11 protein-coding genes and 1 tRNA gene are annotated in these 15,779 nt (G+C 74.5%); 6 read left to right on the forward strand and 6 right to left on the reverse strand.

The genetic code is table 11. The annotated features are described in order from the left end of the window. Positions 1–39: 39 nt before the first annotated feature. Together glmU and ACZ6ZT_RS17680 are read right to left on the reverse strand one after the other, a co-directional pair. Positions 40–1,485 (reverse strand): bifunctional UDP-N-acetylglucosamine diphosphorylase/glucosamine-1-phosphate N-acetyltransferase GlmU, encoded by a 1,446-nt coding sequence (gene glmU / locus ACZ6ZT_RS17675; protein ID WP_469720070.1) that lies wholly within the window; start codon positions 1,483–1,485, stop codon positions 40–42. A 109-nt stretch (positions 1,486–1,594) separates the two neighbouring features. Continuing rightward, positions 1,595–1,666, reverse strand: a tRNA-Gln gene (locus ACZ6ZT_RS17680). A gap of 219 nt (positions 1,667–1,885) precedes the next feature. Here ACZ6ZT_RS17680 and ACZ6ZT_RS17685 point away from each other — a divergent pair. Next, positions 1,886–3,196: a sensor histidine kinase gene (locus ACZ6ZT_RS17685; RefSeq protein ID WP_469720071.1), complete on the forward strand. Its 1,311-nt coding sequence runs from the start codon at positions 1,886–1,888 to the stop codon at positions 3,194–3,196. A 23-nt stretch (positions 3,197–3,219) separates the two neighbouring features. On the opposite strand, the gene ACZ6ZT_RS17690 is transcribed toward ACZ6ZT_RS17685, so the two are convergent. Continuing rightward, entirely contained in the window at positions 3,220–3,732 is a 513-nt protein-coding gene (locus tag ACZ6ZT_RS17690; RefSeq protein WP_469720072.1) for an SUKH-3 domain-containing protein, read from the reverse strand. 5 nt (positions 3,733–3,737) lie between these two features. Beyond that, the gene (locus ACZ6ZT_RS17695; protein WP_469720073.1) at positions 3,738–4,313 is read right to left on the reverse strand and encodes a YwqJ-related putative deaminase; all 576 of its coding nucleotides are present in this window, start codon (positions 4,311–4,313) and stop codon (positions 3,738–3,740) included. A 230-nt stretch (positions 4,314–4,543) separates the two neighbouring features. Between ACZ6ZT_RS17695 and ACZ6ZT_RS17700 the strand changes: the two genes are divergently transcribed. The 3 genes from ACZ6ZT_RS17700 to ACZ6ZT_RS17710 all read left to right on the forward strand — a co-directional run bounded on the left by ACZ6ZT_RS17700 (position 4,544) and on the right by ACZ6ZT_RS17710 (position 8,978). Beyond that, a complete protein-coding gene (locus tag ACZ6ZT_RS17700) occupies positions 4,544–5,539 on the forward strand; it encodes an SMI1/KNR4 family protein (protein WP_469720074.1) in 996 nt (331 codons plus the stop codon). A gap of 7 nt (positions 5,540–5,546) precedes the next feature. Continuing rightward, positions 5,547–7,958 carry an SUKH-4 family immunity protein gene (locus tag ACZ6ZT_RS17705; RefSeq protein WP_469720075.1) on the forward strand — a complete coding sequence of 804 codons (2,412 nt, stop codon included), beginning with the start codon at positions 5,547–5,549 and terminating at the stop codon, positions 7,956–7,958. Between the two features lie 135 nt (positions 7,959–8,093). Then, complete coding sequence (locus tag ACZ6ZT_RS17710) at positions 8,094–8,978, forward strand: cellulose-binding protein (protein ID WP_469720076.1); 885 nt, start codon at positions 8,094–8,096, stop codon at positions 8,976–8,978. Positions 8,979–9,255: 277 nt separating this feature from the next. Here the strand turns inward: ACZ6ZT_RS17710 and ACZ6ZT_RS17715 are convergent, their stop codons facing one another. After that, positions 9,256–10,230 carry a hypothetical protein gene (locus ACZ6ZT_RS17715; protein WP_469720077.1) on the reverse strand — a complete coding sequence of 325 codons (975 nt, stop codon included), beginning with the start codon at positions 10,228–10,230 and terminating at the stop codon, positions 9,256–9,258. Positions 10,231–10,312: 82 nt separating this feature from the next. Next, entirely contained in the window at positions 10,313–11,920 is a 1,608-nt protein-coding gene (locus ACZ6ZT_RS17720; protein WP_469720078.1) for an MFS transporter, read from the reverse strand. Positions 11,921–12,372: 452 nt separating this feature from the next. Between ACZ6ZT_RS17720 and ACZ6ZT_RS17725 the strand changes: the two genes are divergently transcribed. Together ACZ6ZT_RS17725 and ACZ6ZT_RS17730 are read left to right on the forward strand one after the other, a co-directional pair. Then, entirely contained in the window at positions 12,373–13,149 is a 777-nt protein-coding gene (locus ACZ6ZT_RS17725) for an ABC transporter ATP-binding protein (RefSeq protein ID WP_469720079.1), read from the forward strand. Then, entirely contained in the window at positions 13,146–15,752 is a 2,607-nt protein-coding gene (locus ACZ6ZT_RS17730; RefSeq protein ID WP_469720080.1) for an ABC transporter permease, read from the forward strand. Before ACZ6ZT_RS17725 ends, ACZ6ZT_RS17730 begins: the two co-directional genes overlap by 4 nt. Positions 15,753–15,779: the final 27 nt, after the last annotated feature.

Raw genomic sequence — 15,779 nt, forward strand, 5'->3', positions numbered from 1 at the left:
TACGCCGTCCAGGGCGTCCCCGTTTCCGGTCAGTTCACCTCAGGGGCGGCCGGAGTCCCCCTCCGCCGACGACTGCGCCGCCGTCGCGGCGGCGCTGCCGGGACGCTTGCGGGCCACCCAGCCCTCGATATTCCGCTGCTGGCCCCGGGCCACGGCCAGGGCGCCGGGCGGCACGTCCTTCGTGATGACCGAGCCCGCGGCGGTGTAGGCGCCGTCCCCGATCGTGATGGGCGCCACAAACATGTTGTCCGAACCCGTCTTGCAGTGTGAGCCGACGGTCGTGTGGTGCTTGTGCTCGCCGTCGTAGTTCACGAAGACACTGGCCGCGCCGATGTTCGTGAAGTCACCGATCGTCGCGTCACCCACGTACGACAGGTGCGGCACCTTCGTGCCCTCGCCGATCGTCGCGTTCTTCATCTCGACGTACGTACCGGCCTTCGCCTTCAGACCGAGGTTCGTGCCGGGCCGCAGGTACGCGAACGGGCCGACGCTGGCCTGCTCGCCGATCACCGCGCCGTCCGCCACCGTGTTGTCCACGCGGGCGCCCGCGCCCACGCGGGTGTCCTTCAGCCGGGTGTTCGGGCCGACCTCGGCCCCCTCGGCGACGTGGGTGGCGCCCAGCAGCTGCGTGCCCGGGTGGACCAGGGCGTCCTGCCCGAAGGTCACCGTCACGTCCACGAAGGTGCTCGCCGGGTCCACGACCGTCACGCCCGCGAGCATCGCCCGCTCCAGCAGACGCGCGTTCAGCAGGGCGCGGGCCTCGGCCAGCTGCACCCGGTTGTTGATCCCGAGGACCTCGCGGTGGTCCGGCCCGACCGCCGCGCCGACGCGGTGGCCCGCGGCGCGCAGGATGCCGAGCACGTCCGTGAGGTACTCCTCGCCCTGGCTGTTGTCCGTGTCGACCTTGCCGAGGGCCTCCGCGAGGAGCCGGCCGTCGAAGGCGAAGACGCCGGAGTTGATCTCGCGGATCGCACGCTGCGCGTCGGTGGCGTCCTTGTGCTCGACGATGGCCGTCACGGCGCCGCCCGCGTCGCGCACGATACGGCCGTAGCCGGTGGCGTCGGGCACCTCGGCGGTGAGCACGGTGACGGCGTTGCCGTCGGCCGCGTGGGTGTCCGCGAGGGCGCCCAGCGTCTGCCCCGTCAGCAGCGGGGTGTCGCCGCAGACCACGATCACGGTGCCGTCGACTGGGCCGCCGAGCTCCTGGAGGGCCATCCGGACGGCGTGCCCGGTGCCGTTCTGCTCGTACTGGACGGCGGTGCGCACGCCGGGGTCGACGGCCGCGAGGTGCGCGGTGACCTGCTCGCGCGCGTGGCCGACGACGACCACGAGGTGCGCGGGGTCCAGCTCGCGGGAGGCGGCGACGACGTGACCGACGAGCGAGCGCCCGCTGATCTCGTGCAGGACCTTGGGAGTGGCCGACTTCATGCGGGTGCCTTCACCCGCTGCGAGTACGACGACGGCTGCCGGGCGGGTTGCGCTCACGGGGGTGCCCTTCGGCTTCGGGGGTGGACCCAGGAAGGATAGCGGGGGCCCCGCACCCGCCAACGAAGGCGGGTCCCGGCCGAAACGGCCGGGACCCGGATCTGCAATGCTCCCCCGCCAGGACTCGAACCCGGACATAAGGCACCAAAAGCCTCAGTGCTGCCAATTACACCACAGGGGATGGCAAACCGGACATTCCATCACTTCGGTAAGCCAGCGGACCCAACTATGCCGCACCATGCGCCCTCGACGCGACGGTATAGCCCGCAACTTGCGGAGACCTGGACGAATGCGGGATCCAGGCTCGGGGAGTGGGCGGTTCAGTCGTACGTGCGATGACCGGTGGTTTCCGGGAAATCCCTTCGCCGGCGTGCTGTGGGGCCTGCGTACGCTGGACGGCATGACCGGTACGGGGGAAGAGCGCGAGGGGACGGGCCGTGACGGGCCCTGGTGGTGGGAGCGGCGGCGGGCCGCGCTCCTGGACGTGGGGCTGGCCGTGCTGTCCGCGGCCGAATGCGGTGTGGAAGGGGTGGGCTTCGCCCGCGAGGCGGGGATCCCGGTGGCCGCCGGGGTGCTGTTCGGGGTCGTGGTGGGGGCCGTCCTGCTGCTGCGGCGGCGCCGGCCGATCGCCGTGGTGCTGGTCGGGATCGCCGTCACCCCGGCCTCGATGGGCTTCCTGCTCGCGGTGGTCGGGCTGTACACGCTGGCCGCCTGCGAGGTGCCCCGGCGGATCACCGCCACGCTGACGGCGATGTCGCTGGCCGGCACCTTCGTGGTGATGTACCTGCGCACCCGGGGGGACCTGGAGGGGGACACCACGCTGGTCCTGGTGCTGTCCGCCTTCGTGGCGGTGGCGCTGACCGTGCCGCCCGTCCTGCTCGGCCTGTACATAGGGGCCCGGCGGCGGCTGATGGAGAGCCTGCACGAACGCGCGGACTCGCTGGAGCGGGAGCTGTCGCTGCTCGCGGACCGGGCGGAGGAGCGGGCCGAGTGGGCCCGTACGGAGGAGCGCACGCGGATCGCGCGCGAGATGCACGACGTGGTGGCGCACCGGGTGTCGCTGATGGTGGTGCACGCGGCGGCGCTCCAGGCGGTGGCCGCGAAGGATCCCGCCAAGGCGGCGCGGAACGCGGCGCTGGTCGGGGACATGGGCCGGCAGGCCCTGACGGAGCTGCGGGAGATGCTCGGCGTGCTGCGGGCCGAGGCGCCGAAGCCGAAGCCGGCGGCGGTCGCGGAGGTCGCGGCGGTGGCGATGGCGGCGGCGGTGGCCGGGCCGGCGGGCGGCTTCGAGGACGGGCCCTCGCTGGACGGGCTGGAGTCGTTGGTCGGGCAGTCGCGGGCGGCCGGGATGAGCGTCGAGGTGCGGGTGGACGGTGAGCGCGTCGGCGGTTACCCGGCGGAGCTGGAGCAGACGGCGTACCGGGTGGTGCAGGAGGCGCTGACCAACTGCCACAAGCACGCCCCGGGCGCGCGGGTCGTCGTACGGCTCGCGCACCGGGACGGGGAGATCGCCATGCAGGTGCAGAACGGGCCCTGCGGGGCGGACGTGGAACAGGCCGCCCTGCGGCTGCCCAGCGGCGGCAACGGCCTGGTCGGCATGCGGGAGCGGGTGCTGGCGCTGGGGGGCGTCTTCGTGTCCGGGCCGACGGACGAGGGCGGCTTCAAGGTGTCGGCCGTGCTGCCGTCCGCCGCGCTGCCGTCGGCCGGCTAGGAGGGCCCCGCGGGGCCGGGTGGTCAGGGGGCTGTGGTGAGGCGGGCCGGCTGGAGGCCGGTGAGGAGGAGGGTGAGGGCTTCGTCGAGGCTGGCGCCCAGGTACCAGTCGCCGGTGTGGTCGATTCCGTAGACCCGGCCCTCGCGGTCGATGGCGAGGTGGGAGCCGCCGTCGGCGTCGGTGCCGAGCGGGCAGAGCTGCGTGGACAGGGCCCGCCCGAGGTCGGCGAAGGTGCGGGCCAGGTGCAGTCCGGACAGGGGGTCGACGCGCAGGGTGGCGGGCGCTATCTGGCGGCCCGGCCCGGGGGCCGTCACCGTGAGCCCGCCGAACTCGGCCCAGGCCTCGACGGCCGCCGGGAAGACGGAGTGCCGGTGCCCGGCGGGGGTGGTGTGGTCGCGCAGGGCGCCGGCCCAGTACTCGGCCTGCTTGATGTCCCAGCGGCCGGGCTCCCAGCCGGCGGTGCGCAGGGCCGAGTCCACCGGTCCCGGGAACCGGGTGGCGGAGGAACGGTCGTAGGAGGCGGAGGAGGCGGTCATGGCTGCTACTCGGGGTGGGTGAGGTCGACGGGGCGTACGCCGAAGTGGGTGAGGAGCGCGTCGCAGGAACGGCAGGGCGGCGCGTAGCTGCCGTGCAGCGGGTCGCCGTCCTCGCGGATGCGGCGGGCCGTGATGCGGGAGTGCTTGAGGGAGCGGCGGGCCTCGCTCGCGGTCAGCGGCTTGCGGGAGGCGCGCCGGCTGCGGGCGGCCTCGACGGCGGCCAGGTGGCGGGAGAGCAGGAGGGCCTCGGGGCAGCGCCCGGTGAAGCGTTCGCGCTGGCCGCTGGTGAGGGTGTCGAGGAAGTCCTGGACGAGGGGGTGCAGTACGGGCGGCCGGTCCCCTTTGCCCGCGGTCCCCGTGAGGGTCTCGCCGCGGACGGAGAGGGCGGCGGCGACGGTCGGCAGGATGCCGTCGCGGCGGAAGCGCAGCACGGGCGGCGGGGTGGGGCCGTCGGTGCTGCTCCAGCGCAGGCGGGGGTCGCCGGCGGGGCCGGTGTCCGCCGGCCGTGCCGGTCCGGGGTGGTCCACGTGGTCCGCGTGGTCCGCCCGGCCCGCCGGGTTGTGCGTGGTCGCCGTCTGCATGGTCGCTTCTTCCCTCCCGTGGCCGCGGTGGTGGCCGCCGTCGCGCACGCCCCCGTGTCGCGGGGACAGCCTGTCAAATGTCCCCTGTGGTGTGGAAGCGGGGTCGAATATTCGTATCAATTCGGATGTTCCCGCCCGGTGCGCGCACCCGTGGCCGGGGGACGGCCGACCCCCTTGCCCGAGCACATAGGCTGTGGTGAACCAGCCAGATCCAGCAGGGGGCTACCGCCATGACGACAGGTCGGCTCGGGCAGCAGGCCGCGCCACCCAACGCCGCTTACTCGGGGCAGGTCGTGCACTTCCCGGACCCGGTCCGGGCCGCCCGCCATCCCCACGGCGTGCGGATGGACGCGGACGGGCATCCCGACTTCTCGCGGTACGCGCGCGCGGCCGTGGAGATCGCCGAGCCGCCGGAGGGCTTCGGCGCCGACGAGCTGCGCCTGACGGACATCGTGTCCGCGAACGCGGCGATGCGGGCGGCCGGCCACGACCTGTGGGACACGGTCGGCCCGGTGGCGACCCCGCACGGCTGGACCTGGCACCACGTGGCCGCGTCGCGGCGGATGGAGCTGGTGCCGGTCGAGGTGAAGGCGCTGCTGCGGCACCACGCGGGTCTGGCGACGGCTCCCGTGGACCACGACAAGCGCGGCACCCGTCCGCTCCAGGAGGCGCGTCCGGCGCACCTGGGGCTGCCCAAGTCCCTGGTGTCGGTGTCCGAGCAGCAGGTGCAGGGCGTCGAGGAGGACCTCGGCTACCGGCTGCCGGAGGCGTACCGCTCGTTCCTGAAGGCGGCGGGCGGCTGCGCGCCGGTCGGCGCGGGGCTGTTCGTGGAGCTGGGGCTGCTGGTGGACCAGCCGTTCTTCACGGTGCGCGAGGAGGCGGCGGTCAACGACCTCGTCTACGTCAACAAGTGTCTGCGGGACCATCTGACGAAGGACTACCTGTGCGTGGCCTTCGTCCAGGGCGGGCTGCTCGCGGTGAAGGTGAAGGGCGAGGGCGTCGGCTCGGTCTGGTTCTCCCCGTACGACGACGGCCGCGACCGGGACGGCTGGTCCGTCCAGGAGCGGGTGGAGCGGCTGTTGCTGCCGTGCGGTGCCGATTTCGATGCCTTCCTGGAACGACTGGCGGGCAACCCGCCGGAGTTGGAGACGGTGGCCGGTCTGATGGTGGACGGCGGATTCGCCCGCTCGGTTCCGGTGGCCGGTGCCGCGATGGGTGAGGGGTGATCGGGGCGTGGTGACGTTCGCGCAGGCGCAGGAGCGCGCCGAGGAGTGGATCAACGGGGACGTGCCCGCGTACCAGCACCGCGAGGTTCGGGTACGGGAGTTCGGGCTGGGCTTCGTGGTGTGGGCCGAGGACCGGCCCGCCGGACCGGTGTCGGGCGGGGGCCGGCAGCGGCTGGTCATCGCGCGGGACAGCGGCGAGGTGACCCTGTGGCCGGGGCTGCCGGTCGGCGAGGTGATCCGGCGTTACGAGGAGGAGTACGGGGCTGCCGCGACGGCCGCGGCCTCGGAGGCCTCGGTGCCGCAGCCGCGCATCGACTCGGAGCAGACCTCCTTCATGCTGAGCCCGCCGGAGTGGCTCCAGGAGGCGGCGGACCGGGCGGGGATCCCGCGGGCGGAGCCGGCCGCGGAGCCGGTGGCGGCCCGGCGCGGGGGAGAGGTCCCGTACGAGCCGACCGCCGAGGACGGGGTGCCGGCCGGGGCGACGCCGTGGGCGGGTACCGATGTGAGCTCCGACGGTGACGACGTCTGCGTGCCGCTGCCCGCGACGGTGTTCGCGCCGCCGCTGTCCGGCTCGGACCTGGAGGAGGGGCCGTCCCGCCCCGGGGTGGCGCCGGAGGCGAAGACCACGCTGATGGCGGGCGGCAGCGGGCTGCCGAAGACGGCGGTCGCGCCCGCCCTGGGCGCCGCCGACATCGCCGACGCGCCGACCAGCAGGGCGCAGGGCCCGCGGGCGGGGGCTTCGGGTGGACCGGGTGGACCGGGGGGTCCGGGGGTTCCGACGCCGCCGGGGCCGCCCGGGGCTCCGGGTGTGCCGGGTGCCGCGCCGCAGCATGCCGCGACGATGCTGGCCGGGCCCGCCGCCGTGCAGCCGCCCCGGCCGCCCGGTCCGCCGACGCCGCCGCCGGGGGCTCCGACGCCGCCCGGGCCGCCCGGCGCCCCGGGTGCTCCCGGCGTACCCGGCGGGGGCCTCGACCATGCCGCGACGATGCTGGCCGGGCCCGGTGCCGTGCAGCCGCCCCGGCCTCCGGGTCCGCCCGGGGCGCCGACGCCGCCCGGTCCGCCCGGTGCTCCCGGTGGCGGGATCGATCACGCCGCGACGATGCTGGTCGGCCCCGCCGCGCCGACGCCGCCCGGTCCGCCCGGGGCACCGGCGCCGCCCGGCCCGCCGGGGGCTCCCGGTGCGCCCGGCGTTCCCGGCGTTCCCGGTGGGGGGATCGGCCATGCCGCGACGGTGCTGGCCGGGCCCGGTGCCGTACAGCCGCCCCGGACTCCGGGTCCGCCCGGGGCGCCGACCCCGCCCGGACCGCCCGGTGCTCCCGGCGCCGCCGGTGCTCCCGGGGGCGGGATCGACCATGCCGCGACGATGCTCGCCGGGCCCCCGCCGGGGGCTCCCGGCGGCGGCCGGCCGGCCGCGCCGCAGCAGCCGCCGGTCCCGTCCGGCGCGCCCACGGTCGGCCCCGGCTACCAGGCGGTGCTGCGCTACCGCGCGCCCGACGGTTCCGAGCAGCAGCTCATCCGCCGCTCGGCGCCCGGCACCCCGCACCCGGAGTGGCAGATCCTGTACGAGCTGCGCGCGATGAACGTGCCGCCGCAGCAGGTGCTGGAGCTGCACACCGAGCTGGCCTCCTGTGAACTGCCCGGCGGTTACTGCGCCCGGATGATCCGGGAGACCTGGCCGCAGGTGCGGATCACGAGCGTGGCCCCGTACGGGACCGACCACGCAGGACGTCAGCAGGGCATGCGCCACCTGCTCACCCATCAGGGTGAGCTGCACCAGGTGGCGGACGGCCCGGCGCGCCCGGCGCCGGTGCGCGCGCCGCTGCCGCAGGTCCAGCTCCAGCCGGCCATTCCGATGGAGGCCATCGCGCAGGAGCTGGCGGGGGCGTTCGGGCCGCAGGGGGTGTTCCGGTTCGACCAGCGGGCGGTGTCCCGTCAGGGCGTGCCGGAGATCGTGGCGCAGACGCTGATGTGGGCCGGCCTGCCGGTGGACTTCGGGCCGTTCTTCTGGGCGCAGGCGGTCCCCGGGCAGCCGGTGCCGACGCTGGCCGAGCTGGCGGCGCAGCGGCAGGTGCAGCCGGCGTCCGACGCGGGCTCGTACCTGGTGGTCGGCAGTGACTTCGGCAAGGCGCTGTGCGTGCAGTACGGGACCGCGCACATCGTGGCGGTGCCGGTGGAGGGCGGACCGGGAGGGGCGCCCGTGCCCCCGCAGTTCGTCAACTCCAGCCTGCCGCAGTTCGCCCGCTCGCTGGCGATGCTGGGTCACATGTGGCGGCTGCGCCAGCATCTGACGCCGGAGCAGGCGGGCCGCTGGACCGTCGATTTCCAGGCGAATCTGGCGGGCCTCGACACGGCGGCGCTGGCCTCTCCGGAGAGCTGGTGGTCGGTGCTGCTGGAGCAGATGTGGGACGGTCTCCTCTGATCGGGTGATCGGATGTATGGCCGGGCCGGTACCTCCGACGGGGGTACCGGCCCGGCCGTTCAGGCTTCTGACACCCGATGACGCATCCTTGACAGCAATCCCCGCGAGAGAGGCGCTTCCAGGATGAGTGCACCCATGTCACCTCAGGGACCCCAGGGTTTCTCGACCGTGCGAGGCCGCGGCTACCGGACGGACGAGGTCGACCGGTACCTGTCCCGGCTGTCCGGGAGCCGGGACGAGGCGTGGGAACGGGTGGCGCGGCTGACCGTCCTGGCCAAGCGGATGGAGGCGGAGGCGGAGCGGCTGCGCGAGGTGGTGGCGTCGCTGGCACCGCAGGCGTACGACGACCTGAGCGAACGCGCCCGGCACATCCTGGCGCTGGCCCAGGAGGAGGCGGAGGTCCTGCGGAGCGACGCGCGGGCCGACGCGGCGGAGGCGGTGGGCGCGGCCGAGGCGCACGCCGCGCGGGTGGCGGAGCTGGCCCGGCACGACGCGGAGGCGGTGCGGGAGCAGACCGAGGTGCGGGCGCGCCAGGGGCTCCAGCGGGCGCAGCGGGAGGCCGACACCCTGCGGGCGGAGGCGCGCGAGGACGCCGAGGGCCTGCGGGCCGAGGCGGCGGCGGCCCTCGACGAGACGCGGCGGCGGGCGGAGGTGCTGCTCGCCGAGCTGGAGAAGGAGCACGCCGAGCGCTGGGACGCGGCCGGGCGGGAGCAGGCGGCCCGGGAGGCGGAGCAGGAGAGCCGGTACGCGGAGCAGGAGCGGTACGCCGAGGCCCGGCTGGCGGAGGCCCGCCGGGGCTTCGCGGAGGCGGAGGAGTCGGCGCGGCACGGCCAGGAGGACGCGGAGGCGCGCGCGGCGGAGGTGCTGGCGCAGGCGCGGGTGCAGGAGGAGCGCATCGGCCGGGAGACCGAACGGATCCTGCGGGAGCACGCGGAGGCCCAGGAGGAGATGCGGGCCCACATGGACCACGTCCGCTCCAGCCTGGCGGCCCTCACGGGCCGTGCCCCGGCGGAGGGCTGACGCCGGCGCCGGTCCCGGCCACGGCCACGGCGTCGGTCCCAGCCACGGCGTCGGTCCCGGCCACGGCGTCGGTCCCGGTTCCGGTCCCGGCCACGGCCACGGCGCCGGTTCCGGTCTTGGCCCCGGCCACGGTTCCGGTCTTGGCCCCGGCCACGGTGCCGGTCTTGGCCCCGACCTCGGCGTCGGTTCCGGTCTTGGCCCCGACCTCGGCGCCGGCCCTGACCCTGGCCTCGGCCCCGGTCCTGGCCCTGGTCCCGGCCCCCGCTTCGGCTGAGGGCTAGCCCTGCCCTTGGTCCCGGATCGGGCCCGGTCCGGGCGCCGGTGGCAGGGCGTCCGCGCCGGAGGCGGCGGCTCCGGCGGCGGGCCGGGCGGCGGGGACGGGGGGCGGCTCTGACACCGGCACGGCGGGCGGTTCGGGCATCGGCACGGCGGGTGGCTCGGACGCCGGGTCGTAGCGGTACGGGTCGCTGCGCAGGCCGCGGGAGGTGACCACCACCGTGAACGGGGGTCGGAGCGCGGGCGGCAGAGGGGCCGTCAGGGCAGCCGTCACCGGGTCCGCGGCGACCGGCAGGGTGGTGTCGTCCACCGTGAGGCGGGGTTCGGCGAAGCCGCCGCCCTCCACCGTGAGCAGGCCGTCGGCGGTGCTGACGCGGGTGATGACCGGGTTGGCGCGGGTGGCCAGCTTGTTGACCAGGTAGACCCCCGCCGGAGCGCCGGTCAGGGCCCAGATTTCGGCGGGCAGCCGGGGGAGCCCGGCGCCCACGTCGGAGAGGAAGAAGAGGACGACGTAGAGCATCGTGACCGCGCTGAGGGCCACGTACTGGAGGTCGACGAGGTCGGTGCGGCCGCTGTCGTTCGCGATGAGTTCCCGCAGCGGGCGGCGGCCGGTGGCGGTGGGCTTCGGGGCCGGCTTGGCCAGGGTGCCGCTCTCCACGCGGATGCCGACGACCGTCTTCGCCGCGATCAGGGCCGCGTACGGGCCGCCGAGCAACGGCAGGTACACCGTGGTCAGGCTGGACAGGGGGCCGTCGGGGCGCTGGAAGTACGCGGTGCCGCCGCCCGCCGTCAGCCCGTAGGCGAGGATCGCGAGCAGCAGCCAGACCAGGATCACCGTCCAGGCCAGGGCGAGGGTGGTGGAGGTGGAGAGCCGGCCGTCGCGGCCGGTGACCGTGCCGGGGTGGTGGTAGAGGCGCAGGCCGACGGCGCCGGCCAGGACGGCCAGTAATGCCAGTGCGCCGAGTGTGGATGCCATGTGTCCCCCCGGGTGCGGTGTTCCGGTGAAGAGGGTCACCCACCGATCCCGGGCATGACAAGCCGCTCCGGCTGCGGGCGTGTCACTCCGCCTCGGGCAGGACCGGGAAGCGCCGGGGGGCGACCAGCAGCAGGACCAGCAGGGCGGCCACCGCGGCGGCCGTCGCGCCGAGGAAGATGTGGTCCACGGCCGCCGCCACCGCGTCCCGCAGGTGCTGCGCGGCGGCCGGCGCGAGGGAGCCCGGCTCGGCCAGGGCCCGTGACACGTCGTCGAGCCGCTCCGGGAGCCCCGCCGTCGGCGCGTCCGCCAGCCGGGCGGCGACGGTCGCGTTGGCCACCGCCCCCAGCAGCGCGGCTCCCACGCTCTGCCCGACGGTGCGGCAGAACAGTACGGAGGCCGTCGTGGTGCCCCGCTCGGCCCAGCCCACCGTGGACTGCACGCCGACGATCAGCGGCAGCTGGAACAGCCCGAGGGCGGCGCCCAGCAGCAGCATGACCAGCGCGGGCTGCCACGGCCGGGCGGGGTGCGGGAGCAGGGTGAAGGAGAACAGGATCACGGCGGCCAGGGAGATGCCGAGGACGGCGGTGTCGCGGAAGCCGATGCGCCGGTACACGTGCTGGCACAGGGCGGCCGACAGGGGCCAGCTCAGGGTCATCAGGGCCATCACGAAACCGGCCCCGACCGGCCCGAGGCCGAGTACGGACTGCGCGTAGGTCGGCATGAACACCATGGGGGCGACCATCAGCAGCCCCAGCGCCCCGAGCGCGAGGTTCACGGCGGCGATGGTGCGCCGGCGCCACACCCAGCCGGGCAGGATCGGCTGCGCGGCCCGGCGTTCGGTCCGCACCACCAGGGCGGCCAGGACGGCGCTCGCGCCGAACAGCGCCACTGAGGGCGCCGAGAGCCAGGGCCAGGCGACCCCGCCCTGGACCAGCGCGAACAGCAGCAGCCCGCCGCACGCGAACACGCCGAGCGCACCGGCCCAGTCGACCGGGCCCCGCCGGCCCGGGGAGCGGACGGGCTCCACGAGGTGGCGGGCGGTCAGCCACAGGGCGAGCCCGGCGAGCGGCACGTTGATCAGGAAGGTCCAGCGCCAGCCCGCGTACGTGGTCAGCAGCCCGCCGAGGGCCGGGCCGAGGAGGGAGGAGCTCGCCCACACGGTGGTCATCCGGGCCTGTATGCGCGGGCGGTCGCGCAGCGGGTAGAGGTCGGCGGCCAGGGTCTGGACGGTGCTCTGGAGGGCGCCGCCGCCCAGCCCCTGCACGATGCGGAACGCGATGAGCGCGGCCATGTTCCAGGCGCAGGCGCACAGGACGGAGCCGAGGAGGAAGAGGGCCGTGCCGAAGAGGAGGACGGGCTTGCGGCCGAGGGTGTCGTTGAGCTTCCCGTACACGGGGAGGGTGACGGTGACGGCGAGCAGGTAGCCGGAGAAGAGCCAGGTGAAGACGGAGAACCCGCCGAGGTCGCCGACGATCTGGGGGACGGCGGTGGAGACGATCGTGCTGTCCAGGGCGACCAGGGCCATGCCGAGCATCAGCGAGAGCACCACGGCGCGGGACGGCCGCCCGCGCGGAGCGTCCCCGGCCGCCGCCCGCGGCGCGTCCGGCCCGCCCGGCAGCGGTCCGCCGGGCAGCGGTCCGCCGGGCGCCCGCTCGCCGGGTACGCCCGTCCTGCTGTCCCCTGACCCCACCCTGTCCCCCTCTTCCACGGAGAAACACCATCTCACCGGGGTGCGGCCGTCGGTATCCCTTACACCGGGTCCGCCGGGGGACGCGCGTCCCCTAGGGGTTTCTCCGCACCAGGGCCCAGGGGCCTTTCGTCCCGGCGGAGGAGGCCGCGGGGTCCGCCGCGTCCTTAACTGGTTCATACGGGCGGACGCCGGGGGGTGGGGTTAACCCCCCGGCGGATACGGCGAGGGGCACCAGGGCGCCGGACCCCCGCCACGGCACAGACTTCACGACGGCGACGCGCCCACCCGCGCGCAGCCACCCGGCCACACCGGCCACCCGAACCACCGCGCGTTACACCGGCCACATCGGCCACCCGAACCACCGCGCGCTGCACCGGCCACACCGGCCACCCGAACCACCGCGCGCCACACCGGCAGACGAACCACAGGGGGACACCACCGTGACAACCGCGATGACCGAAACCAGGCACGGGGGGACCGGCGGCCACGGCGCCGTCGCGGCCCGGGCACGCAAGGTCGTCAAGGCCTACGGCTCCGGCGAAACCCGTGTCGTCGCCCTGGACGAGGTGGACGTGGACATCCACCGCGGCCAGTTCACCGCGATCATGGGTCCTTCCGGTTCCGGCAAGTCCACGCTGATGCACTGCCTGGCCGGACTGGACACCGTCACCAGCGGCACGATCCACCTGGACGACACCGAGATCACCGGCCTGAAGGACAAGAAGCTCACCCGGCTGCGCCGCGACAAGATCGGCTTCATCTTCCAGGCCTTCAACCTGCTGCCCACCCTCAACGCCCTGGAGAACATCACCCTCCCGATGGACATCGCGGGCCGCAGGCCCGAGCCCCAGTGGCTGGAGCGGGTCGTCGAGACGGTCGGCCTCGCCGGCCGGCTCAAGCACCGCCCGACCGAGCTCTCCGGCGGCCAGCAGCAGCGCGTGGCGGTCGCCCGCGCCCTGGCCGCCCGCCCGGCGATCATCTTCGGCGACGAGCCGACCGGGAACCTGGACTCCCGGGCCGGCGCCGAGGTCCTCGGCTTCCTGCGCCGCTCGGTGGACGAGCTGGGCCAGACCATCGTGATGGTCACCCACGACCCCGTCGCCGCCTCCTACGCGGACCGCGTCGTCTTCCTCGCCGACGGACGCATCGTCGACGAGATGTACGCGCCCAGCGCCGACCAGGTCCTCGACCGCATGAAGGACTTCGACGCGCGCGGGCGGACCTCGTGACCGTCATGAAGACCGCGCGACGCAACTTCCTCGCGCACAAGGGGCGGATGGCGCTGTCCGCCGTCGCCGTCCTGCTCTCCGTCGCCTTCGTCTGTGGAACGCTCGTCTTCACGGACACGATGAACACGACCTTCGACAAGCTGTTCGCGGTCACCAGCTCCGACGTCACCATCAGCCCGAAGGCACCGGCCGACGGCGCGGACCAGGGCGACGACGGCGGTGGCGCCGGCGCCGACGACGCGATGCGCGGCAGGCCGCGCACGCTGCCCGCCTCGGCTCTGGAGCGCGTCCGCGCGGCCGAGGGCGTCGAGTCCGCCGAGGGCGGTGTCCTGTCGACCGCCGTCACCGTCGTCAACGCGAAGAACGAGAACGTGGGCTCGACCACCGGCGCCCCGACCATCGCGGGCAACTGGACCGAGAACGAACTCAAGTCCATGAAGATCACCTCGGGCCGGGCTCCGCGCGGCCCCACCGAGGTGATGATCGACGCCGACACCGCCGAGAACCACCACCTGAGACTCGGCGACGAGCTGCGCACCATCGCCGTCACCGGCGACATCCGCGCGAAGATCAGCGGCATCGCCTCCTTCACCGTGACCAACCCGGGCGCGGCGATCGTCTACTTCGACACCGCCACCGCGCAGGAGAAGCTGCTCGGCGCGCCCGGCGTGTTCAGCCACGTCAACGTCACCGCCAAGGAGGGCGTCAGCGACGAGCGGCTCAAGGAGAACGTGGCCGCGGCCGTCGGCGCCGGCACGTACAAGCTCCAGACCGCGAAGGAGGCCGCCGACGCCAACAAGAAGGACATGGGCTTCCTCGACGTCATGAAGTACGTGATGCTCGGCTTCGCCGGGATCGCCTTCCTCGTCGGCATCTTCCTGATCTTCAACACCTTCTCCATGCTGGTCGCCCAGCGCACCCGCGAGATCGGCCTCATGCGGGCCATCGGCTCCGACCGGTCCCAGATCAACCGCTCCGTGCTCATCGAGGCGCTGCTGCTCGGAGTGACCGGCTCCCTCGCCGGGGTCGCGGCGGGCGTGGGCCTGGCCGTCGGCCTGATGAAGCTCATGGGCCAGATGGGCATGCACCTGTCCACCGATGACCTGACGGTGGCGTGGACGACCCCGGTCGTCGGCCTGGTCCTCGGCACCGTGGTCACCGTCGTCGCCGCCTACGTCCCGGCCCGCCGGGCCGGCAAGGTCTCCCCGATGGCCGCCCTGCGCGACGCCGGAACCCCCGGCGACCGCAAGGCCGGCGCGGTCCGCGCGGTCCTCGGCCTGGTGCTGACCGGCATCGGCGGTGCGGCCCTGTTCCTCGCCGCCGCGGCGCAGAAGGCCGCGGCCGGGTCGCTGTGGCTGGCCCTCGGAGTGTTCTTCAGCCTCATCGGCTTCATCGTCATCGGCCCGCTGCTGGCCGGCGTCGTCGTGCGGCTGCTCGCCGCCCCGGTGCTGCGGCCCTTCGGTTCCGTCGGCCGGCTCGCCGAGCGCAACGCGCTGCGCAACCCGCGCCGTACGGGTGCCACGGCCGCCGCGCTGATGATCGGCCTGGCACTGGTCGCCTGCCTGTCGGTGGTCGGCTCCTCGATGGTGTCCTCCGCCACCGACGAACTCGACCGGACGGTCGGCGCGGACTACATCGTCGACTCCTCCGCGATGCAGCCGGTCGTGCCGCAGGCCGAGCAGGCCATGCGCGCCGTCCAGGGCCTCGACCACGTCACCGCCTACCGCGAGGTCACCGCGAAGATCACCGCCCCGGACGGCTCCAGCGCGCAGAGCGGCCTGAGCGCCACCGACCCGACCTACGCCCAGGACCTGCGCCGCAAGATGGTCGCGGGCCGGCACGAGGACGCGTACGCCCCCGGCGCCATGTCGGTCGGCTCGCTCTACGCCGACGAGCACCACGTCAAGGTCGGCGACGAGCTGACGGTCGCCTTCACCGGCGGCAGGACCGTCCGGCTGAAGGTCGCCGCGATCACCTCGGACGAGGGCAACATCGACAAGGGCGCCAAGTACGTCAGCACCGCCACCGCCGAGGCCAACCTCCCGGCCGAGCTGCTGCCGCACCCGTTCATGCTGATGGCCAAGGCCCGGCCGGGGCAGGCGGACACCGCGTACGCGGCGCTCAAGACGGCCCTGGCCGAGTACCCGCAGTACACGGTGCGCGACCAGACCGACTACAAGCAGAACCTCAAGGACCAGGTCGGACAGCTGCTGAACATGGTCTACGGGCTCCTGGCGCTCGCGATCATCGTCGCGGTGCTGGGCGTGGTGAACACCCTGGCCCTCTCGGTGGTCGAGCGGACCCGTGAGATCGGCCTGATGCGCGCCATCGGGCTCTCCCGCCGCCAGCTGCGGCGCATGATCCGGCTGGAGTCGGTGGTCATCGCCCTCTTCGGCGCCCTGCTCGGCCTCGGTCTGGGCATGGGCTGGGGCGCGACCGCCCAGCAACTCCTGGCGCTGGAGGGGCTGAAGGTGCTGGAGATCCCGTGGGCGACGATCCTCGGGGTGTTCGCCGGCTCGGCCCTGGTGGGCCTGTTCGCCGCGCTGGTCCCGGCCTTCCGGGCGGGGCGGATGAACGTACTGAACGCGATCGCCGGCGAGTAGCCGCCGCCCGGCGGTCGTACGGGGGAA

The sequence above is a fragment of the Streptomyces sp. NPDC102258 genome (genome assembly GCF_055584685.1).

Excerpts from the sequence above, each read along its gene's own strand:
- ACZ6ZT_RS17685 (WP_469720071.1), top strand. The coding sequence starts at position 1,886 with ATGACCGGTACGGGGGAAGAGCGCGAGGGGACGGGCCGTGACGGGCCC.
- ACZ6ZT_RS17690 (WP_469720072.1), bottom strand. The coding sequence starts at position 3,732 with ATGACCGCCTCCTCCGCCTCCTACGACCGTTCCTCCGCCACCCGGTTC.
- ACZ6ZT_RS17695 (WP_469720073.1), bottom strand. The coding sequence starts at position 4,313 with ATGCAGACGGCGACCACGCACAACCCGGCGGGCCGGGCGGACCACGCG.
- ACZ6ZT_RS17700 (WP_469720074.1), top strand. The coding sequence starts at position 4,544 with ATGACGACAGGTCGGCTCGGGCAGCAGGCCGCGCCACCCAACGCCGCT.
- ACZ6ZT_RS17710 (WP_469720076.1), top strand. The coding sequence starts at position 8,094 with ATGTCACCTCAGGGACCCCAGGGTTTCTCGACCGTGCGAGGCCGCGGC.
- ACZ6ZT_RS17715 (WP_469720077.1), bottom strand. The coding sequence starts at position 10,230 with ATGGCATCCACACTCGGCGCACTGGCATTACTGGCCGTCCTGGCCGGC.
- ACZ6ZT_RS17725 (WP_469720079.1), top strand. The coding sequence starts at position 12,373 with ATGACCGAAACCAGGCACGGGGGGACCGGCGGCCACGGCGCCGTCGCG.